Annotated in this window: 21 protein-coding genes and 1 other RNA gene; 6 read left to right on the top strand and 16 right to left on the bottom strand. The window is 68.2% G+C overall.

Annotated features, from left to right (window positions below):
• Window positions 1-56 precede the first annotated feature (56 nt).
• From rseP to rpsB, 8 genes are all read right to left on the bottom strand, one after another.
• Complete coding sequence (gene rseP, locus ACAM26_RS08610) at window positions 57-1,421, bottom strand: RIP metalloprotease RseP (protein WP_369613440.1); 1,365 nt, start codon at window positions 1,419-1,421, stop codon at window positions 57-59.
• 6 nt (window positions 1,422-1,427) lie between these two features.
• On the bottom strand, window positions 1,428-2,615 hold the full coding sequence (ispC, locus tag ACAM26_RS08605) for a 1-deoxy-D-xylulose-5-phosphate reductoisomerase (protein ID WP_369613439.1): 1,188 nt from the start codon (window positions 2,613-2,615) through the stop codon (window positions 1,428-1,430).
• Window positions 2,616-3,446 carry a phosphatidate cytidylyltransferase gene (locus ACAM26_RS08600; protein ID WP_123143255.1) on the bottom strand — a complete coding sequence of 277 codons (831 nt, stop codon included), beginning with the start codon at window positions 3,444-3,446 and terminating at the stop codon, window positions 2,616-2,618.
• Window positions 3,447-3,450: 4 nt separating this feature from the next.
• Window positions 3,451-4,191 (bottom strand): polyprenyl diphosphate synthase, encoded by a 741-nt coding sequence (gene uppS, locus ACAM26_RS08595; protein WP_223806158.1) that lies wholly within the window; start codon window positions 4,189-4,191, stop codon window positions 3,451-3,453.
• A gap of 80 nt (window positions 4,192-4,271) precedes the next feature.
• Complete coding sequence (frr, locus tag ACAM26_RS08590; protein ID WP_123140414.1) at window positions 4,272-4,829, bottom strand: ribosome recycling factor; 558 nt, start codon at window positions 4,827-4,829, stop codon at window positions 4,272-4,274.
• 1 nt (window position 4,830) lies between these two features.
• A complete protein-coding gene (gene pyrH / locus ACAM26_RS08585) occupies window positions 4,831-5,559 on the bottom strand; it encodes a UMP kinase (protein ID WP_123140415.1) in 729 nt (242 codons plus the stop codon).
• A 72-nt stretch (window positions 5,560-5,631) separates the two neighbouring features.
• Window positions 5,632-6,519 carry a translation elongation factor Ts gene (gene tsf / locus ACAM26_RS08580; RefSeq protein WP_062275515.1) on the bottom strand — a complete coding sequence of 296 codons (888 nt, stop codon included), beginning with the start codon at window positions 6,517-6,519 and terminating at the stop codon, window positions 5,632-5,634.
• A gap of 156 nt (window positions 6,520-6,675) precedes the next feature.
• Window positions 6,676-7,407 (bottom strand): 30S ribosomal protein S2, encoded by a 732-nt coding sequence (gene rpsB, locus ACAM26_RS08575; protein WP_123140432.1) that lies wholly within the window; start codon window positions 7,405-7,407, stop codon window positions 6,676-6,678.
• Between the two features lie 535 nt (window positions 7,408-7,942).
• Between rpsB and map the strand changes: the two genes are divergently transcribed.
• The 6 genes from map (at window position 7,943) to dapE (ending at window position 15,224) form a co-directional block, all read left to right on the top strand.
• Window positions 7,943-8,713, top strand: a complete 771-nt coding sequence (map, locus tag ACAM26_RS08570; RefSeq protein WP_123143076.1) for a type I methionyl aminopeptidase — start codon at window positions 7,943-7,945, stop codon at window positions 8,711-8,713.
• Window positions 8,714-8,717: 4 nt separating this feature from the next.
• Window positions 8,718-11,378: a [protein-PII] uridylyltransferase gene (gene glnD / locus ACAM26_RS08565; RefSeq protein WP_369613438.1), complete on the top strand. Its 2,661-nt coding sequence runs from the start codon at window positions 8,718-8,720 to the stop codon at window positions 11,376-11,378.
• A gap of 283 nt (window positions 11,379-11,661) precedes the next feature.
• On the top strand, window positions 11,662-12,858 hold the full coding sequence (dapC, locus tag ACAM26_RS08560; protein ID WP_369613437.1) for a succinyldiaminopimelate transaminase: 1,197 nt from the start codon (window positions 11,662-11,664) through the stop codon (window positions 12,856-12,858).
• Between the two features lie 55 nt (window positions 12,859-12,913).
• The gene (dapD, locus tag ACAM26_RS08555) at window positions 12,914-13,735 is read left to right on the top strand and encodes a 2,3,4,5-tetrahydropyridine-2,6-dicarboxylate N-succinyltransferase (protein WP_123140420.1); all 822 of its coding nucleotides are present in this window, start codon (window positions 12,914-12,916) and stop codon (window positions 13,733-13,735) included.
• Window positions 13,735-14,085, top strand: coding sequence for an ArsC family reductase (locus ACAM26_RS08550; protein ID WP_190287917.1), 351 nt, complete (start codon window positions 13,735-13,737; stop codon window positions 14,083-14,085). The genes dapD and ACAM26_RS08550 overlap by 1 nt, the downstream gene beginning before the upstream one ends.
• Window positions 14,082-15,224 carry a succinyl-diaminopimelate desuccinylase gene (dapE, locus tag ACAM26_RS08545; RefSeq protein WP_369613436.1) on the top strand — a complete coding sequence of 381 codons (1,143 nt, stop codon included), beginning with the start codon at window positions 14,082-14,084 and terminating at the stop codon, window positions 15,222-15,224. Before ACAM26_RS08550 ends, dapE begins: the two co-directional genes overlap by 4 nt.
• Before the next feature lie 30 nt (window positions 15,225-15,254).
• Here dapE and minE read toward each other — a convergent pair whose 3' ends face one another.
• From minE to ffs, 8 genes are all read right to left on the bottom strand, one after another.
• Window positions 15,255-15,530, bottom strand: a complete 276-nt coding sequence (minE, locus tag ACAM26_RS08540) for a cell division topological specificity factor MinE (RefSeq protein WP_005220349.1) — start codon at window positions 15,528-15,530, stop codon at window positions 15,255-15,257.
• A 3-nt stretch (window positions 15,531-15,533) separates the two neighbouring features.
• Entirely contained in the window at window positions 15,534-16,343 is an 810-nt protein-coding gene (gene minD / locus ACAM26_RS08535; RefSeq protein WP_123140423.1) for a septum site-determining protein MinD, read from the bottom strand.
• Window positions 16,344-16,394: 51 nt separating this feature from the next.
• A complete protein-coding gene (minC, locus tag ACAM26_RS08530; protein WP_123140424.1) occupies window positions 16,395-17,126 on the bottom strand; it encodes a septum site-determining protein MinC in 732 nt (243 codons plus the stop codon).
• A gap of 199 nt (window positions 17,127-17,325) precedes the next feature.
• Complete coding sequence (locus ACAM26_RS08525; protein WP_123140425.1) at window positions 17,326-17,670, bottom strand: histidine triad nucleotide-binding protein; 345 nt, start codon at window positions 17,668-17,670, stop codon at window positions 17,326-17,328.
• Between the two features lie 78 nt (window positions 17,671-17,748).
• Window positions 17,749-18,345, bottom strand: coding sequence for a recombination mediator RecR (gene recR / locus ACAM26_RS08520; protein WP_123140426.1), 597 nt, complete (start codon window positions 18,343-18,345; stop codon window positions 17,749-17,751).
• 19 nt (window positions 18,346-18,364) lie between these two features.
• Window positions 18,365-18,688, bottom strand: a complete 324-nt coding sequence (locus ACAM26_RS08515) for a YbaB/EbfC family nucleoid-associated protein (RefSeq protein ID WP_062275538.1) — start codon at window positions 18,686-18,688, stop codon at window positions 18,365-18,367.
• A gap of 172 nt (window positions 18,689-18,860) precedes the next feature.
• Window positions 18,861-20,669, bottom strand: coding sequence for a DNA polymerase III subunit gamma/tau (gene dnaX / locus ACAM26_RS08510; protein ID WP_369613435.1), 1,809 nt, complete (start codon window positions 20,667-20,669; stop codon window positions 18,861-18,863).
• Between the two features lie 127 nt (window positions 20,670-20,796).
• Window positions 20,797-20,893, bottom strand: an RNA gene (gene ffs / locus ACAM26_RS08505) — signal recognition particle sRNA small type.
• Window positions 20,894-21,013: the final 120 nt, after the last annotated feature.

The raw sequence follows: 21,013 nt of genomic DNA, 5'->3' as shown, positions 1-21,013 counted from the left end.
CGAGTGTGCGACGCAGTCGACGGTCGAGGGGCGCTAGTATAAGGGATCGAGCGGGTCTAGCCAAAGAGCCGGGAGAGATCGACGTAAAAGGCGAGTGACATCAACCCCGCCAGCAGCACCAGACCGACCTTCTGCGCCTGCACCTGGGCGCCCTCGGAGACGGGACTGCCCTTGACCCACTCGATCAGGAAGTAGACCAGATGGCCGCCGTCGAGCATCGGGATCGGCAACAGGTTGAGCACGCCGAGACTGATGCTGACCACGGCGAGGAACTTGACGAAGGCATCGAGCCCGTAGCTGGCGGTCCGTCCGGCGGTCTCGGCGATGGTGATCGGGCCGCTGAGGTTCTCCACCGAGGCCTGGCCGACCAGCATCCGCCCGACCACCTTGAGCATCATCACGCTGGTGTCCAGGGTCTTGTCGGCGGCCTTGACCAGTGCCTCGATCGGCCCGTAGTGGACCTCGACACGATAGTCGGCCATCAGGTCCTCGGGCATCTCCACGCCGGCGCCGATGCGCCCAGTACGCCCGCCCTCGGCATCCTCCACCGCACGCGGGATCACCGTCAGCGACAGCGGCTCACCAGCACGCACGATCTCGACGGCGATCGGTGTCTGCGGACGCTCACGCACCCAGTCGACCCAATCGCGCCAGCCGGCGATGGCGGTGCCGTCGGCGCTGAGGATGCGATCCCCCGCCATGAACCCGGCCTGCTCGGCAGGCTCCCCGGCCACCACCCGACCGATCACCGGCGCCACCCGCGGGCGCTCGGGTTCGAGCCCGAGCTGGCCGACCAGATCGGGCGACTCGGCGATCGAGGCCAGGGCCGCGGCCGGCAACACGCGCGCCGCCTCGGCACCGTCCTTCTCGCGCACCTGGACCGCCACCGCCCCACCCTCGAGCGCCTCGGCGGTAAGCGCGAACAGCGCCGTCTCCCAGCTCTGCACCGGGCGGTCACCGATGCGCAGCAACTCGTCCCCAGGCGCGAAACCGGCCTGCTCGGCCACCGACTCGGCGGCGACCTCGCCGATCACCGGGCGCAGCCCGGTGTCACCGGCGACGAACAGCCCCCAGTAGGCGAGTACCGCAAAGAGCAGGTTGAACAGCGGCCCGGCGACCACCACCGCGCTGCGCTTCCACAGCCGCTGACGGTTGAAGGCGCGATGCAGCTCGGCCTCGTCGACCGCCTCCTCGCGCTCGTCGAGCATCCGCACATAGCCGCCGAGCGGGATGGCGGCGATCACGTATTCGGTCTGGTCGGCGCCGCGCCGCCAGCGCAACAGCGGCCGACCGAAGCCGATGGAGAAGCGCAGGACCTTGATCCCCACCCGTCGCGCGACCCAGAAGTGACCGAACTCGTGGACCGCGATGAGGATCCCGAGGGCGACGATGAAAGCGGCGATGGTGAAGAGGAGGTCCATATGCGACTAGCTGACCCGCTGTCTGACGAACAGTTCCGCGCGCTCGCGCGCCTGACGATCGACCTCGAGCAGGAAGGCGACGTCCACGCCCTCGACCGAGACGTTGGGGATGGCCTCGAGGGTACCGCCGACCACGGCGGCGATGCCGGGGAAGTCGATGCGCCCGTCGAGGAAGGCGGCCACCGCCACCTCGTTGGCGGCGTTGAGCACCGCCGGGGCGGTCCCACCCTGCTCGGCGGCCTGGAAGGCCAGCGCCAGACAGGGGAAGCGCTCGAAGTCCGGGGCCTGGAAATCGAGCCGGGCGACGGCGAACAGGTCGAGCGGCTCGACCCCGGAGGCGAAGCGCTCGGGCCAGGCCATGGCGTGGGCGATCGGGGTGCGCATGTCGGGATTGCCGAGTTCGGCGAGCACCGAGCCGTCGGTGTACTGCACCAGCGAGTGGATCATGCTCTGCGGGTGCACCACCACCTGGATACGACTGGTATCGGTACCGAACAGCCAGCAGGCCTCGATCACCTCCAGCCCCTTGTTCATCATGGTCGCCGAATCGACCGAGATCTTGCGCCCCATCGCCCAGGTCGGGTGGGCGCAGGCCTGCTCCGGGGTGACGCCGGCGAGGCGCTCGAGCGGCCAGTCGCGGAAGGGTCCGCCGGAGGCGGTGAGCAGGATGCGCTCGACGCCGACGCGTTCGAGCCCGTCGGCGAAGTTCGCCGGCAGGCACTGGAAGATGGCGTTGTGCTCGCTGTCGATCGGCAGCAGCTCGGCGCCGCTGTCGGCGACGGCCTGCATCAGCAGCGCGCCGGCGACCACCAGCGACTCCTTGTTGGCGAGCAGCACCCGCTTGCCGACGCGCGCGGCGGCCAGGGTCGGGCGCAACCCGGCGGCACCGACGATCGCGGCCATCACATAGTCGGCCTCGGGCATCGCCGCGACCTGCTCGAGCCCCTCGACGCCCTCGAGCACCTCGGGCCGGTCGGGCATGTCGGCGAGCAGCGCGCGCAACCGCGCGGCGGCGGCGGCATCGACCATCACCGCGAACAGCGGGCGATGCGCGCGGCACTGCTCGGCCATGCGCTCGGCATCGGTGTTGGCGGTCAGGGCCACGGCCCGGAAACGGTCGAGATGGCGGGCGAGCACGTCGAGCGTGCTGACCCCGATCGACCCCGTCGAGCCAAGTACGGTCACGCCTATCACTTATCGAACTCCGATCAAGGTGGTGCCCAACAGGAACAGGGGCGCGGCCGCGGTCAGGCTGTCGATACGATCGAGCATGCCACCGTGACCGGGCAGGAGCTGGCCCGAGTCCTTTGCGCCACAGCGGCGCTTGAGCAGGCTTTCGTAGAGATCCCCGGCCACCGAGATCAGCGCGGTCGCGGCGCTGATCAACAACAGCAGGAGCCCATGCAGCGGCGCGAGCCCCTGGAGCCAGGCGAACACCAGTGCGCACAGCACCGCCCCCAGGACGCCGCCGTAGACGCCGGCGCGGGTCTTGCCGGGACTGAGCACCGGGGCGAGCTTGGTCCGTCCCCAGCGCCGACCGGCGAAATAGGCGCCGGTATCGGCGCTCCAGATGACGAAGAGCAGGAAGAGCACCAGCGCCGGCCCACCGGGGGCGTCGTGCAGTGTCACCAGCGCAGCCCAGGGCGCGACCAGCACCAGCAGCCCGACGGCCAACAGCCGCCCGTCGACGCCAGCGGCCGGGACGATCCGGCGCATCGACAACAGTCGGCGGATCTGCCACAGCCACCACAGCGCGCTGGCGATGGCGAGCCAGAACAACCCCTGAGGGAATGGCCAGAGCAGCGCCATGGCGCCGCCCACCAGCAGCGGATAGAGCGCCCGCAGGCGCTGACCGGCGACGCCGGCGAGCGCCGCCCACTCCCAGGCGCCGACCCCGATCACCCCGGCCAGGACCAGCGCGAACAGTGGCGTCGGCAGCCACAGCACCGCGCCGATGACCAGCGGCACCAGTGCCAACGCGGTGAGTGTGCGCTGGCGCAGCGCGCTTGTCGTTGCAACGGCCATGCAATCAACCCCGTCCATAGCGGCCGACCGCGCTCAGTGCCTCGACCTGCTCGCCGGTGCGGCCGAAACGGCGCTGGCGGCCGGCGTAGAAATCGAGCGCCTCGGCAAAGGCCGAGGCATCGAAGTCCGGCCACAGCACCGGACTGAAGAAGAGTTCCGAGTAAGCCGACTGCCAGAGCATGAAGTTGCTCAGACGCTGCTCGCCGCCGGTGCGGATGAAGAGGTCGGGCTCGGGGAGATCGGGAAAGGAGAGACGCTCGGCGAGTGCCGTCTCGTCGATACTGTCGGGATCGAGCGACCCGGCCTGGACATCGGCGACCAGTTGGCGCGCAGCGCGGGTGATGTCCCAGCGCCCGCCGTAATTGGCCGCCACCTGCAGATTGAGACCGGTATTCTCAGCGGTCAGCTGTTCGGCCTCGGCGATGCGTTGCTGGAGCCGCTCGGAGAAGGCGACGCGCTCGCCGATCACCCGCAACCGCACATCGTGCTGGTGCAGCCGCCGGACCTCGCCGCGCAGCGCACTCATGAACAGCTCCATGAGGATGTTGACCTCGGAGGGCGGGCGGCGCCAGTTCTCGCTACTGAAGGCGAACAGGGTGAGGGTTCCGACACCCCGACGCACGCTCTCCTCGACCACCGCGCGCACACTCTTGACGCCCTCGCGGTGACCAGCTGTACGCGGCATTCCTCGCCGCTTTGCCCAGCGCCCATTGCCGTCCATGATGATGGCGACATGAGCGGGCACCGGGGTCTCGGGGGCGGCGACGACGCCGGGAGACGTTACAGTTTCCACAATACTTGAACAGGCTGGCACCGTGCCCCTGGTCAGATCGACATCAGGTCCTCTTCCTTCTCGGCGAGGACGACATCGATCTCCTTGACGTTCTGATCGGTGAGTTTCTGCACGATCTCCTGACCACGACGCTCGTCGTCCTCGGAGATCATCTTCTCCTTGACCAGCTCCTTGAGCTCGTTGTTGGCGTCGCGACGGATGTTGCGGATCGCCACGCGCGCCTGCTCGGCCTCGCTGCGAGCGACCTTGATCAGATCGCGACGACGCTCTTCGGTGAGCGGCGGCATCGGTACGCGGATCACGGTGCCGGCGGAGTTCGGGTTGAGGCCGAGATCGGACTGCATGATCGCCTTCTCGATCGCCTGCACCAGGTTCTTCTCCCAGGGCACCACGCTCAGGGTGCGGGCATCCTCGGCGTTGATGTTGGCGACCTGACGGATCGGCACATCGGAGCCGTAGTAGGAGACCATGACGTGATCGAGCAGCGAGGGGTGGGCACGACCGGTGCGAATCTTCGCCAGCTCGTGCGACAGCGCCTCGACGCTCTTGGCCATGCGTTCTGCAGCGTCTTTCTTGATATCGTCGATCATGTTAGTTCCCGCTTACGACCAGCGAGCCGATGTCCTCGCCGCGGACCAGCCGCAGCAGGGCACCCGACTCGTTGATGTTCATTACACGCAGTGGCATTCCATGGTCCCGACAGAGCACGATCGCCGTCGTGTCCATGACCTTGAGACCCTCGCGCAGCGCCTGATCGTAGCTGATCCGGCTGTAGAAGACCGCGTCGGGGTGCTGGACCGGGTCGGCGGAATAGATGCCGTCGACCTTGGTCGCCTTGACCAGCAGTTCCGCGCCCACCTCGATCGCGCGCAGACTGGCCGCCGAATCGGTGGTGAAGAAGGGATTGCCGGTGCCGGCGGCGAAGATCACCACCCGCCCCTTGTCGAGATGGCGCATGGCGCGCCGACGGATGTAGTCCTCGCAGACCTGGTTGATCTTCAGCGCCGACATCACCCGGCAGGAGACCTCCAGGCGCTCGAGCGCATCCTGCATCGCCAGGGCATTCATCACCGTCGCCAGCATCCCCATCTGGTCGCCGGTGACGCGATCCATGCCCCGCGCCGCCAGGCCGGCGCCACGGAAGATGTTGCCCCCGCCGATGACGAGCGCGACCTGGACGCCATCGGCCGCCAGGTCGCGGACCTCGCACGCAAAGCGCTCGAGGATATCCGGGTCGATACCGTGTCCTCCCCCACCCATCAGCGCCTCACCACTGAGTTTGAGCAGAATGCGTCGATAGGCTGGGGCGGCGGCGGTCATGCCCGGTATACCTCGTCAGGGTTGCGGTCGGGGAAAGCGTTTCTTCAGTGTCGGTCAGGATACAGCAGACGATCAGCTGCCGCGAACCTGAGCCATCACCTCTTCGGCGAAGTTCTCGGTCTTCTTCTCGATGCCCTCGCCGACCTCGACGCGCGAGAAACGACGCACCTGAGCGCCGGCCTGCTTGAGCAGCTTCTCGACCGACTGGTCGGGATCCTTGACGAAGGCCTGACCGAGCAGGGTGATCTCCTCGAGGTACTTGCGCACCCGGCCCTCGATGATCTTCTCGACGATCGCCTCGGGCTTGCCGCTCTCGAGCGCCTGTGCCTTGAAGATCTCGCGCTCCTTCTCGAGGGTCTCGGCGGGCACCTGCTCGGCGCTCACGCACAGCGGCTTGCTGGCGGCCACGTGCATGGCGATGTCGCGGCCCAGGGTGGCGTCGCCGCCGACCAGCTCGACCACCACGCCGATACGCGCGCCGTGGCTGTAGCTGTAGAGGGCACCCTCGACGTCGTCGAAACGCACCAGACGGCGCAGCTGGACGTTCTCACCGATCTTGGCCACCAGCGCGGCGCGTGCGCCCTCGACGGTGGTCTCGGCATCACCGGCGAGCGGCAGCGCGGCGAGCGCCTCGACATCGGCCGCGTCGCTGTTCAGCGCGGTGGCCACGGCGGCCTCGGCGAAGGCCTCGAAGTTGGAGTCCTTGGCGACGAAGTCGGTCTCGCAGTTGACCTCGAGCTGCACGCCGCGCTTGCCGTCCTCGGCGATGGCAACCATCACCACACCCTCGGCCGCGGTACGGCCGGACTTCTTCGCCGCTTTCGCCTGGCCGGACTTGCGCATCGCCTCGATGGCTGCCTCGATGTCGCCGTTGCTCTCGACCAGCGCCTTCTTGCACTCCATCATGCCGGCGCCGGTGCGCTCGCGCAGTTCCTTCACCAATGCCGCGGTAATCGCCATGTCTAAGCTACCTCTGCCGCCCCTGCGGGCGATTGAATTCGGGATCTCGGAAAGGGCCCGCCGTCATCCATGATGACGGCGGGCCCAGGGAATCTGTGGCGCGCCGGAGCCCCGGCGCGCCTGGTGCGGATGCGCAGCCAAGCGGCCGCGCGGGCCTTACTCCGCGCCAGCCTCTTCGGCTGCGACCGGCTCGACCTCGTCGCGACCGACCATCGCCGCGGCGGTATCACGCCCGTCGAGGATGGCGTCAGCGGCGCCGGTGATGTAGAGACGCACGGCGCGCAGGGCGTCGTCGTTACCGGGGATGACGAAGTCGACGGTGCTCGGCTCGTTGTTGGTATCGACCACGCCGATGACCGGGATACCGAGCTTGTTGGCCTCGTTGACCGCGTTCTTCTCGTGACCGACATCGATCACGAACATGGCGTCGGGCAGGCCGTCCATGTTCTTGATGCCGCCGATGCTCTGCTCGAGCTTGTCACGCTCGCGCGACAGACCCAGGGCCTCCTTCTTGTTGAAGCGCTCGATCGAGCCATCCTCGAACATCGCCTCAAGCTCCTTCAGGCGGTTGACCGACTGACGGATGGTCTTGAAGTTGGTGAGCATGCCGCCGAGCCAACGGTGGTTGACGTAGGGCATCCCGCAACGCGCTGCCTCTTCCTTGAGCACGTCGCGCGCGGCGCGCTTGGTGCCGACGAAGAGGATCTTGCCGCCGTTGGCGGCCAGCGAACCCATGAAGTTGACCGCCTCTTCATACAGCGGCAGGGTCTTCTCCAGGTTGATGATGTGGATCTTGTTGCGGTGGCCGAAGATGAAGGGGGCCATCTTGGGGTTCCAGTACCGGGTCTGGTGACCGAAGTGGACACCGGCTTCCAGCATCTGGCGCATCGTGATCTTGCTCAAGGTATTGCTTCCTGTGATATCGGGTTGGGCCTCCACGCATCCCACGCGACAACCTGCCAGGCAGGCACCCAGTCGCATGTGTCGACGCGTGTGTGAGCAGTGGTTTCGGCGGACGATCTCGGACGACGGACACAAGGCCCGTGCGCGAGAGTCAATCGCGACCGGCGCGTATCTTGGAGGTTTGACCTGAAAAACGACAGCGAAAAACCGCAGTCTTTCGCTTGGCAAGCCTGCCTCGCACCCTCACATGAACGGGCGAAGGGTCCATGCAGTTTGCGGCAACGCGCCGCATTTTATAGCATAGGCGGCTCACTACGAGCAATTACCGATACATTCGGTCCCGCGCTGCCGAGGCATCGCGGTGTTCCCGGGGACGGCGTGAACGGTCCCCGGCGCCTCGCCATTCCGGCTCGTCCGAGCCCGGGCGTCCTCCGCCGACACAAGCCCGCACCCGGCACCTGGCCGATGGCCCCCTGAAGAAACCGATTATCATTTTTACCTGGACTCCAGCGACCAGCCGATGAGTGTGCCGATCAAGACCCCAGAAGAAATCGAGAAGATGCGTGTCGCCTGCCGGCTCGCTGCCGACGTGCTCGACATGATCGAGCCGCACGTCCAGCCCGGCGTGACCACCGAAGAGCTCGACCGCATCTGTCACCAATACATCACCGAGGTGCAGCAGGCGATCCCCGCGCCGCTCGACTATCACGGCTTCCCCAAGTCGATCTGCACCTCGGTCAACCACCAGGTCTGCCACGGCATCCCCGGCAACAAGCGCCTCAAGAAGGGCGACGTGGTCAACATCGACGTCACCGTCATCAAGGACGGTTTCCACGGCGACACCAGCAAGATGTTCTTCGTCGGCGAGCCCTCGATCCTCGCCCGCCGCCTGGTCAACGTCACCCGCGAGGCGCTGTTCGTCGGCATCGACCAGGTGCGCCCCGGCGCCACCCTCGGTGACATCGGCCACGCCATCCAGCGCTTCGTCGAGGGCAAGGGCTTCTCGGTGGTGCGCGAGTACTGCGGTCACGGCATCGGGCGCGGCTTCCACGAGGACCCGCAGATCCTTCACTACGGCTCGCCCGGCACCGGCCTGGAGCTGCGCGAGGGGATGATCTTCACCATCGAGCCGATGGTCAACGCCGGCAAGCGCCACATCAAGCAGCTCCCCGATGGCTGGACCGTGGTCACCAAGGATCGCAGCCTCTCGGCACAGTGGGAGCACACCCTGCTGGTCACCAGCGACGGCAGCGAGATCCTCACCCTGAGACGCGAGGAGCGCGAGGACTGAAGCCATGAGCGACACCGCGCCCACCCCCGCCCCACCCCAGACGCCCGACCCGCAGCCGCACCGCGCTCGCATCGACAGCTACCGGGAACGACTCAGGGCCGGGCGCGAGTCGCTCTACAGCCGCTTCGACCAGGGCACACCGGTCACCGAACTGGTGCTCGCCCACAGCGACCTCATCGACGGCGTGCTGCGCGACCTCTGGACCGAGCATCTCGGCGACACCGAGAGCGCGGCGCTGGTCGCCGTCGGCGGCTATGGCCGACGCGAGCTGCAACCGGCCTCCGACGTCGACATCATGATCCTGGTCGCGCCCGACGCCGAGTCCCGCCTCTCGACCCAGCTCGAGATCCTGCTCACCCTGCTGTGGGACATCGGACTCGAGGTCGGGCACAGCGTGCGCAGCATCGATGACTGCGTGCGCGAGGCCGATCAGGACGTCACCGTGATGACCAACCTGATGGAGGCGCGCCTGCTCGCCGGCGGCAGCGCGCTCTATGCCCGCATGCTCGAGGTCACCAGCCCGGCCCAGCTCTGGGACAGCGCCCGCTTCTTCGCCGCCAAGACCGCCGAGCAACAGGCGCGTTGGGAGAAATACGGCGGCACCGCCTACAACCTCGAGCCCAACATCAAGGAGAATCCCGGCGGGCTGCGCGACATCCAGATGATCGCCTGGGTGGCCAAGCGCCACTTCGCCGCCAGGACACTCCACGACCTGGTCCGCCACGACTTCCTCACCGAGGCCGAGTACCACACCCTGATCGAGGGCCAGGCGCTGCTGTGGCGCATCCGCTTCTCGCTGCACCGCCTCGCCGGGCGTCGCGAGGACCGACTGCTGTTCGACCACCAGCGCGCCCTGGCCCACGCCTTCGGCTTCTGCGACGGCCCCAACAACCTCGCCGTCGAGCAGTTCATGCAGCAGTACTACCGTACCGTGCAGGAGCTCAATCGTCTCAACGAGATGCTGCTGCAGCTGTTTCGCGAGGCGATCCTGCTGCGCGACGCGCTCGGCCCGCCCATCCCCATCAACCGTCGCTTCCAGTCGCGCAGCGGCTATCTCGAGGTGGTCAACTCACGGGTCTTCCAGCGCTACCCGCTGGCGCTGCTCGAGGTCTTCCACCTGCTCCAGACCCGTCCCGAGCTCGAAGGCATCCGCGCCAGCACCATTCGCCTGATCCGCGAGAACCATCACCGCATCGATACCCGCTTCCGCAACGACCTGCGCGCGCGCAGCCTGTTCATGGAGATCCTGCGCGAGCCCAACGGACTGACCCACGCGTTTCGACGGATGAACCGCTACGGCGTGCTCGCCGCCTATATCCCCGCCTTCGCCAACATCGTCGGGCGGATGCAGTACGACCTGCTCCACGTCTATACCGTCGACGAGCACACCCTCACCCTGATCCGCAACCTGCGTCGCTTCGCCATCCCCAAGCACGACGCCGAGTTCCCGCTGTGCAGCGCCATCGCCCGGCGCATCCCCAAGATCGAACTGCTCTATCTCGCCGGGCTGTTCCACGACATCGCCAAGGGGCGCGGCGGCGATCACTCCCAGCTCGGCGCCCGCGACGCCTGGGACTTCTGCCAGCAGCACAGCCTCAGCGCCTTCGACAGCCGTCTGGTGTCCTGGCTGGTGGAGAACCACCTGGTGATGTCGATGACCGCCCAGCGCAAGGACATCAGCGACCCCGAGGTGATCCAGACCTTCGCCGAGCGCATCGGCGACCCCAACCGGCTCGACTATCTCTACCTGCTCACCGTCGCCGATGCCCGCGCCACCAACCCCGAACGCTGGAACGGCTGGAAGGACGCGCTGCTGCGCGAGCTCTATCACGGCACCCGTCGTGCCCTGCTGCGCGGACTCGACAACCCCCAGGCGCAGGACGAACTGATCCAGCAGAAACAGGTCGAGGCGCTGCGACTGGTCGCGCGCTACGGCGCCGACCCCGAGGCCTGCCGCCGGCTGTGGAGCAAGTTCAGCTTCGACTTCTTCCTCCACAACTCGCCCGACGAGATCGCCTGGCAGAGTCGCCAGATCCTCTGCTCCGCCCCCGAGACCCTGCCACTGACGGTGATCCGCCCGGTGACCGCGCGCGGAGCCAGCGAACTCTTCATCTACACCGCCGACCGCACCAACCTGTTCGGTCGCACCACCGCCATGCTCGACCAGCTCGGACTGAGCATCATGGACGCGCGAGTCATGACCACCGACGACGGCATGGCGGTGAGCAGCTACCAGGTGCTCGACCAGGGCGGCAACCCGGTCGACGGCGCACTGCGCATGGAAGAGATCCGCACCGCGCTGACCGAGGAGCTGCGGCACGAGGAGGACAGCGAGATCCGCGTCGCGCGCACGCTGCCGCGCCGTCACCGCTGTTTCCCGGTCGACACCCGGGTGAGCTTCTCCACCGACGAGCCCAACCGCCGCACCATCATGCGCCTGAGCACCCTCGACTGCCCCGGCCTGCTCGCCGAGGTCGGTGCGGTGTTCCGCGACTGCGGGGTACGGCTGCAAAACGCCAAGATCGCCACCGTCGGCGCCGAAGTCGACGACGTCTTCTTCATCACCGACACCGACGACACCCCGATCACCTGCGAGAACGCCCTCGCCTGCCTGCGCCGCGAGGTGTGCAAGCGTCTCGAACAACACACTCGGGACGAGCGCTGACCCAGGCGGCCAGCGGGAGTTTGAACCACAAAGACACGAAGACCGCAAAGGGATTTGGATATGCAAGACGCCGACGCCGCTGGCGGCTGGTGGCTGGCGGCTGGTGGCCGCTGACCGCTGACCACTGGCCGCTTTCCCCTTCGCGTCCTTGGCGGCTTTGCGGTTCAATCCGCTGACGGCGGCGCCCCCATGGAGCCGCCCCCGCCCTTGGCCTATACTAGACGCTTTTTCCCAGCGCCCAACGTGTCCATGCGGCCCGTCGGCGAGCAGGCCTCTTGCCCCTATGAACCCGGATCTGGACCGTCTCCAATCCTATCCCTTCCAGCGTCTCGCGGCCCTCAAGCAGGGGCTGGAGCCGCCGGTCGACCGCGATCACATCGCACTCTCGATCGGCGAGCCCAAGCACCCCACGCCGAGCCTGGTCAGCGAGGCGCTGATCGCGCACCTGCACCGACTCTCGGGCTATCCCACCACCCGAGGGCTGCCGACGTTGCGCGAGGCGATCGCCGACTGGCTCGGCCAGCGCTTCGCCCTCGGCGCGACGGTCGACCCCGAGCATCAGGTGCTGCCGGTCAACGGCACCCGCGAGGCGCTGTTCGCCTTCGCCCAGGCCTGCGTGACGCGCACCACACCGGCCCCGCTGGTGCTGATGCCCAACCCCTTCTACCAGATCTACGAGGGCGCGGCGCTGCTCGCCGGCGCCGAGCCGTGCTACCTGCCCTGCACCGCCGAGACCGGGTTCCTGCCCGATTTCTCGGCGGTCGATGCGGCGACCTGGGAACGCTGTCAGCTGCTCTATCTGTGCTCACCGGGCAACCCCACGGGCGCGGTGGCCGACCGCGAGACCCTGGCCGAGCTGATCGCCCTGGCACACCGCCACGACTTCGTCATCGCCTCCGACGAGTGCTACTCCGAGCTCTATCTCGACGAACAGGCGCCACCGCCTGGGCTGCTGGAGGTCTCGGCGGCGATCGGCAACCCCGATTTCTCGCGCTGCGTGGTCTTCCACAGCCTCTCCAAGCGCTCCAACGCGCCGGGGCTGCGTTCGGGCTTCGTCGCCGGTGACGCCGAGGTGATCGAGCGCTTCTTCCTCTACCGCACCTATCACGGCTGCGCCATGCCGCTGCACCATCAGCACGCGAGCATCGCCGCCTGGCGCGACGAGACGCACGTGCGCGAGAATCGCGCGCGCTATCGCGAGAAGTTCGCCGCCGTCGCCGAGGTGCTCGACGGCGCGCTCCCGCTCAGTCTCCCCGAAGCGGGCTTCTATCTCTGGCCCGAGACCCCGATCAGCGACACCGAGCTGGCGCGCCGGCTCTATGCCGAGGAGCACGTCACCGTGCTGCCGGGCAGCTTCCTCTCGCGCACCGTCGATGGCCACAACCCGGGCGAGCGGCGTATCCGTCTCGCCCTGGTGGCCCCGCTCGACGAGTGCGTCGACGCCGCCCGACGCATCCGCCGCTGTCTCGCGCGACTGTGACCCGGCGCACCCGACCGAATCCGTTCCAACCTTCAGCAACGAGAGAACCGAACCCATGACCGAGCAACAATCCATCATCGTCGAGGCCTTCGAGCGCCGCGCCGAGATCACCCCGCGCGCGGTCGAGACCCATGTGCGCGACGCCATCCAGGACACCATCGAGCGGCTCGACCGCGGCGAGCTGCGCGTGGCCGAGAAGCGCGACGGCGACTGGGTGGTCAACGACTGGGTGAAGAAGGCGGTGCTGCTGTCCTTCCGCATCACCGACAACGAGTTCATGAAGGGTGGCTTCACCAACTACTACGACAAGGTGCCCTCGAAGTACGCCGACGCCAACTCGCGCGAATTCCGCGCCGGCGGGGTGCGCGTGGTGCCGCCGGCAACCGCGCGCAAGGGCGCCTACATCGCCCCCGGCTGCGTGCTGATGCCCTCCTACGTCAACATCGGCGCCTATGTCGACTCCGGCACCATGGTCGACACCTGGGCCACGGTCGGCTCCTGCGCGCAGATCGGCAAGAACGTGCACCTCTCCGGCGGCGTCGGCATCGGCGGTGTGCTCGAGCCGGTGCAGGCCGCGCCCACCATCATCGAGGACAACTGCTTCATCGGCGCGCGCTCGGAGATCGTCGAGGGCGTGATCGTCGGCGAGGGCGCGGTGATCTCGATGGGCGTCTATATCGGCCAGAGCACCAAGATCTACAACCGCGAGACCGGCGAGATCTGCTTCGGCCGGGTGCCGCCCGGCGCCGTGGTGGTCCCCGGCAGTCTGCCCGCGAAGGACGGCAGCCACAGCCTCTACTGCGCGGTGATCATCAAGCAGGTCGACGAGAAGACCCGCGGCAAGGTCGGCATCAACGAGCTGCTGCGCGACATCTGATGACCATCGTGCTCTACGGTATCGCCAACTGCGATACCGTACGCAAGGCACGCGCCTGGCTGCAGGCGCGTGCCATCGATCATCGCTTCCACGATCTGCGCGCAGACGGCATCGACCCCGAACGGCTCGACACCTGGCTCGAGACGCTCGGCTGGGAGCAGCTCATCAACCGCCGCTCGGCGACCTGGCGCCAGCTCCCGCCCGAGCAGCGCGCCGATCTCGACACGACGCGCGCCCGCGCGCTGGTGCTCGCCCACCCCACCCTGATCCGCCGCCCGCTGCTCGAGCACGGCGCGACCATCCGGGTCGGTTTCAGCGCCACGGACTACGAGACCTGGTTCCAGCAATGACCCTCTCCCCCACCCTACAGCTCGCCCACGAGCTGATCGCCCGCCCCTCCGTCACCCCCGACGACCAGGGCTGTCAGCAGCTGCTCGCCGAGCGTCTGACCGCGCTCGGCTTCCGGATCGAGACGATGCCCTGCGACGGCGTCACCAACCTCTGGGCCCGTCGCGGCGACCAGGGGCCGCTGTTCTGCTTCGCCGGGCACACCGACGTGGTGCCGCCGGGGCCGCTCGAGCAGTGGGACTCGCCCCCCTTCGAGCCGAGCATCCGCGACGGCCTGCTCTACGGGCGTGGCGCGGCGGACATGAAGGGCTCGATCGCCGCCTTCGTCTGCGCATTGGAGGCGTTCATCGCGCGTCATCCCGATCACCACGGCTCGATCGCGTTGCTGATCACCAGTGACGAGGAGGGGCCTGCGACCGCAGGCACGGTGGAGGTGATGCGCCGGCTCAGGGCGCGCGGCGAGCGCATCGACTATGCGCTGGTCGGCGAGCCTTCGAGCAGCGCACGGCTCGGCGACACCATCAAGAACGGTCGACGGGGGAGTATCAGCGGCTTTCTCAAGGTGCGTGGCAAGCAGGGACACGTCGCCTATCCGGCACTGGCGCGCAACCCCTTCCACGAGAGCGCCCGGGCGTTGGCCGATCTCGTCGCCGAGGTGTGGGACCAGGGCAACGCGCACTTCCCGCCGACCAGCCTGCAGATCGCCAACCTGAACATGGGCACCGGGGCAGAGAACGTGGTGCCGGGCGAGCTCTGCGCACAGTTCAACCTGCGCTTCTCCACCGAACTCGACGCCGCCACCATCCAACGCCGGGTAGGCGCCATCCTCGACGCCGGCGGCTTCGACTACACGCTCGACTGGCGACTCTCGGGCGAACCCTTCCTCACCCCCAGCGGCGCCCTGGTCGAGGCCGCGCGCTCGGCGATCGCCGAGCACTGCGGCATCGCCACCGAGCTGTCGACCGCCGGCGGCACCTCAGACGGGCGCTTCATCGCCCCGAGCGGCGCCCAGGTGGTCGAGCTCGGCCCGCGCAACGCCACCATCCACCAGGTCAACGAATGCGTCGGGGTCGACGAACTCGACCTGCTCAGCGACGTCTACGCCGGCATCCTCGAGCGCCTGCTCGGGGACGCGGACTGAGGCTTCGGCAGGCAACAGCGGCGGGCGCGTTCAGGGCGCCAGCCGCTGCTGCGCCGCCTCCGGCAACACGATGTTGAGCTCCAGCACCTCGTGGGCGTCTTCCTGCTCGTAGTTCACCGAGACCGCGTTCATGTCGACATCGACGTACTTGCGGATGACGTCGATGATCTCCTGCTGCAGCTTGGGCAGATAGGAGGGACGGTCGCGTGCGGCTCGATCGTGCGCCACCAGGATCTGCAGCCGTTCCTTGGCAACGTTGGCGGAGCCCTTCGGCTGCGAGGAGCGGAAGTAGTCGAGTAGGCCCATGGGTCACCCTTTGAATAGACGGCTCAGGAAGCCCTTCTTCTCCGCTTCGGTGAAGCGGTGCGGGATATCCTCCCCAAGATAGCGCGATACCGTGTCAGCGTACGCCTGGCCGGCATCACTGTCATGGTCGAGGATCACCGGGATACCGGCATTGGAGGCGCTCAGCACCGCCTTGGACTCGGGGATCACCCCGATCAGGCTCAGCGACAGGATCTCCTGCACGTCCTCGACACTGAGCATGTCGCCGTTGTCGACCCGACGCGGATCGTAGCGGGTGAGCAGCAGGTGCTCGCGGATCGGCTCATCGCCGTTCTCGGCGCGGCGCGACTTGCTCGACAGGATGCCGAGCATGCGATCGGAGTCACGCACCGAGGAGACCTCGGGATTGGTGACCACGATGGCGTCATCGGCATAGTACATCGCCATGGTCGCGCCATGCTCGATCCCGGCGGGCGAGTCGCAGACGACGAAGTCGAAGCTGTCGGAGAGCTCCTCGAGCACCCGGCCCACCGCATCCTTGGCCAGCGCATCCTTGTCGCGGGTCTGCGAGGCCGGGAGGATATAGAGATGGTCGCTGCGCTTGTCGCGGATCAGCGCCTGGTTGAGGGTTGCTTCCTCCTTGATGACATTGACGAAGTCGTAGACGACACGTCGCTCGCAACCCATGATCAGGTCGAGGTTGCGCAGTCCCACGTCGAAGTCGACCACCGCCGTGCGCTTACCCTTCAGGGCCAGCCCCATGGCCAGCGCAGCAGCAGTGGTCGTCTTGCCGACCCCGCCCTTACCCGAGGTGATTACGATGATTCTCGCCAAAGTTGCAGCCTCCTAATGGGGAGTGTTCCGTTTGTCGGTCCCCGGATCGATTCACAGTTTCTCGATGCGCAGGATCTTCTGATCGAGAAAAATCTGCACCGGGACCCCCTGCAGCTCGGCGGGGATGTTCTCGCTCACCCGGTAGTGGCCGGCGATGGCGACCAGCTCGGCCTGCAGGTCCTGGCAGAAGATTCGCGCCTCCAGGTCACCGTTGACACCCGCCATCGCGCGACCGCGCAGCGGGCCGTAGACATGGATGTTGCCGTCGGCCATCAACTCGGCCCCGGAGCTGACCGCCCCGACCACCGAGAGGTCGCCGCCGGCGGCATAGTGACGCTGTCCGGAGCGCACCGGACGGGCCACCAGCATCGAGGCGTGGACCGCCTCATCGGCGGCGGCACGCTCGGCGTTCTCGGCGTTGGCGGGACTCGGACGCGCGGCACGAGAATAGGTCTCGCCCAGCACCGCCAGCTCCATGGTCTCGGCGCTGGCGTGCTGCGCCTTGCTGCCGCCGCGCACACCGAAGGGGATCATCCCGTAGCCACGCAGCAGCCCCACCAACAACGGGAACTCGACCTCGCCGCCGGCAAAGTCGCCGAGATCGATCACGATCGGGGTGTTGCGGAAGAAATCGGGGGCCTGGCCGACCTTGGCGCTGAGTTGATTGGCCACGGCCTCCATGTCGTCACCGAGCAGTCTGAAGATCGGCAGGGTGAACCCCGCCGCCTTGAGCTCGAAGGCCGCTGCGGCCTCACCTTCGAGCGATTGTGGATTCGCTGCCATAGTGTGATCTCGAGCGTCTCGCGCCCCCAGGTCTCCATGCTGTAGTCCCGCCGGCCGCTGCAGCGCGGACGACCACCCTGTCGAGCGGCAATGCTACCCGTTCGACGCGCGCCGGCATAGAGTGAGAGGGACGAACCGTCGCCACGCGCCCGCCAGTCGGCGGTGTGACGCGACGCCACCTCCCGTCAGCCCATCGCCCTCAGCCGGGCGGCCATTGCAGCGCGCGACCACCGAGCACATGCAGGTGCAGATGGAACACCGTCTGCCCGGCACCGGCGTTGCAGTTGATCACGGTGCGATAGCCACCCTTGGCGATCCCGGCCTGCTCGGCCACCTTGGCGGCGACCAGCAACAACTTGCCGAGCAGCTCGGCATCCTCCGCACCGGCCTCGCTGAGGGTCCGGATCGGTTTGCGCGGGATCACCAGCAGATGGGTGGGCGCCTGCGGGTTGAGGTCGCGGAAGGCGACGACGTCCTCGTCCTCGTAGACGAGGTCGGCCTCGATTTCACCACGGGCGATCTTGCCGAAGATGGTATCGGTCATCCTGATGTTCGCTCCCAAGATCGAGATATCGCCCCGCTCGGGGCGGATGACCGGCGCGGCACTGGCCCGCCGGTCCCTTCAGAAGGCGCGGCGCCCGGCAAGGGCGAGCGCCAGGGTGCCACCGTCGAGCGCGTCCAGATCGCCGCCCAGGGGCACGCCCTGGGCGATCCGGGTGACCGCAACACCCTGCGCCGCGGCCAGCTCGGCGACGAACTGGGCCGTCGCTCCGCCCTCGACCGTGGGGCTGATGGCGAGTACCAGCTCGCGCACCCCGCCCTCGGCCAGCAGCGCCTCGAGCCGGTCGAGCCCGAGCTCGGCCGGACCGATGCCGTCGAGCGGCGAGAGCCGCCCGCCGAGGACGAAATAGCGCCCGCCGAAGTCGGTGGCCTGTTCGATGGCGACGACCTCGGAGGGCTGCTCGACCACGCACAGCAATCCGGCATCGCGACGGGGATCGGCGCAGATCGCACAGCGCTCGCGCTCGGTCAGGGTGCGGCAGCGATCACAGTGGCCGATGCGGGTCATCGCCTCGGCCATCACCCGCGCCAGCCGCGCCCCGCCCTCACGATCACGCTCGAGCAGGTGGAAGGCGATGCGCTGCGCCGACTTCGGCCCGACCCCGGGCAGACAGCGCAACGCATCGATCAGCTGATCGAGCAGGGCCCGCTCGCTCATGCGCGCTCGACCAACGGGCTCAGAAGGGGAACTTCATGCCCGGGGGCAGCGGCATGCCGGCGGTCACCGACGACATGGTCTCCTTCATCTTCTCGGCGACGCGCTGGGTGGCGTCGTTGATCGCCGCGGAGATCAGGTCCTCGAGCATCTCCTTGTCGTCGCCGAGCAGCGAGGGATCGATCTCGACGCGCTTGGCCTGGTACTTGCCGTTCATGGTCACCTTGACCATACCGCCGCCGGCCTCGCCGGTCACCTCTTCCTCGGCCAGACGCGCCTGCGCCTGCTGCATCTCTTCCTGCATCTTCTGCGCCTGCTTGAGCAGGCCACCGAGTCCAGCTTTCATCTTGGATCTACCTCGTTGACGGATGATTGGGGACATCGCGCCCCCGGCAAGGGACAGCGCATGACGGAGCGCTGGCCCGGGGCGGTGTGCGCGTCGCGACCGGACGCAAGGATACATGGCTCGAGCGGACGCGGGGAGGCATGACAGCGGCCAGCGCCCGGCATGCGCGGACTCAGCCCTGCGGCTCGATACTGCCCGGGACCCAGTCGGCGGCGAACTGCTCGCGCATCCGCTCGGCCACCGGATCGGCGTGCATCGTCTCCTCGGCCGTGCGCTGACGCGCCTCGGCCTCGCGCACGCGGCGCTGGGCGAGCGTCTCCTGTTCGGGGCGGGCAACCTGGAACTCGAGGCGCACCGGTTCGCCGAGCGCGGCCTCGAGCGCCTCGCGCAAGCGACTCTCGGCCGAGGCCACGCGCAGATGCTCGACCGCCGGGTCCAGACTCAGCAGCAACCGGCCATCGGCCCAGTCGAGAAAACCACAATTGTGCGCCAGCTCGCCGGCGATACCGCGCACCCGCAGCCCGGCGACGAGTTGCTGCCACTGCGCCGAGGAGCCGAGATCGGCACGGGCGGCGGCAGGCGTGGGCGGCGGCGCAACGGGCTCGGGCGCGGACGGCTCGGGGGCCGGGCTCGGGTCGGCGACCTCCCAAGGCGGCACACCAGCGGCGGGCGCACTGCCCGGCGAGGGCGCAGCTGGCGGCGCCGCGACGGGCGCAGGCGCCGATGGCTCGGGAGCCGGGGGCGGTGCCGGGGCGGCAACCTCCCAGGGTGGCGTGCCAGAGGCGCTCGAGCCACGGCTCGGCGCTGGCGCGCTCGGACGGGGCGCGGCCTCGGGGACGGGGCGCGGATCGGGCGCCCGCCGCGCGGCAGGCGCGCCATCGGGCTGCCCGGCGGGCGAGGCGGGGCGGAAGGCGAGCGCGCGCAGCAGCACCATCTCGAGTCCGGCGCGCGGGTCCGGGGCGAGGGCGAGATCGCCCTGCCCGGTCAGCGCGACCTGGTAGTAGAGCTGCACATCCTCGGGCGAGAGGCGCGCGGCCAGGGCGCGGAGACGGTCGCCATCGGGATCGTCGGCGGCGAGCAGCTGCGGCACCTGCTGGACCAGCGCCAGACGATGCAGCAACGCGATCAGTTCGCGCAGCAGCTCGGCGTAATCGGGGGTGAGCGCGGCGACGCGCTCGACCTCGGCGAGCAGCGCGGCGCCGTCGCCACCGGCCAGCGCCTCGACCAGCGCCAGCACCACCTCGCCATCGAGGGTGCCGAGCATGGCGCGCACCTCGGACTCGACCAGCCGACCGCCGCCGAAGGCGATCGCCTGATCGAGCAGGCTCAGCGCATCGCGCATGCTGCCGTCGGCGGCGCGCGCGAGCTGGGCCAGCGCCGGCGTCTCGAATCCCAGCCCCTCGGTCTCGAGCACATGACGCAGGTGCGCGCCGATCTCATCGGGCAGCAGGCGGCGCAGGTTGAACTGCAGGCAGCGCGAGAGCACGGTCACCGGCAGACGCTGCGGATCGGTGGTGGCGAGCAGGAACTTGACGTGCGGCGGCGGCTCCTCGAGCGTCTTCAACAGGGCGTTGAAGCTGTGCGCCGAGAACATGTGCACCTCGTCGATGAGATACACCTTGCAGCGACCGTGCGCCGGCGCATAGGGGACGTTGTCGAGCAGCTCACGGGTCTGGTCGACCTTGGTGCGCGAGGCCGCGTCGACCTCGATCAGATCGACGAAGCGCCCGGCATCGACCTCGCGACAGGTCGCGCACCGACCACAGGGGTGGGCGCTCACGCCCTGCTCGCAATTGAGCGACTTGGCGAGGATGCGCGCCAGGGTGGTCTTGCCAACCCCGCGGGTACCGGTGAACAGATAGGCGTGATGCAGCTGGCCGCGATCGAGCGCATTGGCGAGCGCCCTCACCACATGCTGCTGGCCGACCATCTCGTCGAACGACTTGGGGCGCCACTTACGGGCGAGCACCTGGTAGGACATGCGCGACTCGAATCGGTCGAAACTCTGTTGCAGGGCGCGCACGCTGGCGAGCGCGGGGAGCTTCCTAAGGGTGGCGTCTGGCGTCGCGGACCGAGGCCGGCGTCAGCGCGGAATCTGGGGCGGCAACCCGCGCCAGCCACACCCCGGCACACGCTTCAACCGCTGCGGCTGCTCCCTTCCGGGCCTGACCGGGTTCACGATCTCACGTTGCGAGGGGACCGACACGGGTCACCATAACGCTCTTGCAGCCATCAGACGATGACGACAAGAGCACGAGAGATTAACAAAGTGCGCCACGGAAGACAAACGGCATACCAGCGCCCAGCTGACGCCGACGGGTTGAA

It is taken from the genome of Marichromatium sp. PS1 (assembly GCF_041155115.1).
In the GTDB taxonomy this organism is placed as follows: domain Bacteria; phylum Pseudomonadota; class Gammaproteobacteria; order Chromatiales; family Chromatiaceae; genus Marichromatium; species Marichromatium gracile.
The sequence above is the reverse complement of the archived record's forward strand: the minus strand, read 5'-3'. Positions and strand labels throughout refer to the sequence as shown.